This is a genomic window from Sphingobium sp. D43FB (assembly GCF_002312805.1).
In the GTDB taxonomy this organism is placed as follows: domain Bacteria; phylum Pseudomonadota; class Alphaproteobacteria; order Sphingomonadales; family Sphingomonadaceae; genus Sphingobium.
The window spans coordinates 1-393 of record NZ_NMUA01000254.1 but is presented as its reverse complement, the minus strand read 5'-3'; the positions used below and the strand labels follow the sequence as shown (position 1 = coordinate 393).

The 393-nt window shown below is 60.8% G+C and carries 1 protein-coding gene; it reads right to left on the bottom strand.

Translation table 11 applies throughout. The features are described 5' to 3' along the window. Positions 1-123 precede the first annotated feature (123 nt). The coding region (locus tag SxD43FB_RS24270) for an MFS transporter (protein WP_343228869.1) at positions 124-393 on the bottom strand (270 nt) is incomplete at its 5' end.

Here is a 393-nt window from a genome sequence, read left to right as displayed (position 1 = left end):
GTCAGGTCATCGCGTTTTGAGGAGTAGCTGCATGGCTGATTCAGACGCTAAATCAGTGGCCCATCGCGCTGACAGGCGCAGTGGATAACGGTTGGTCTTTATCCAGGCGACCGCTGAGTAAGGTCAGGGCGGAGGCGACCAACACCACCCGCCCGCACCCCAAAGCAGAACGGTGACGATTGCCAGCCATGGAGTCCCGGCGGTGAACGTCAGCAGGATCAGCACGGCGGCCAGCGCCAGGAAGATGACCTTCAGAGCGCCTACCGGGCCTTTACTGTCAGCGAGCTTGCCGCCCCAGATATTGCCGATCGCGACAGAGGTGCCGTAAACCAGCAGCACCAGGCTGACTGTCGAAGTGCTGAAGCCTGACACTTCCTGAAGGATCGGGGCGAG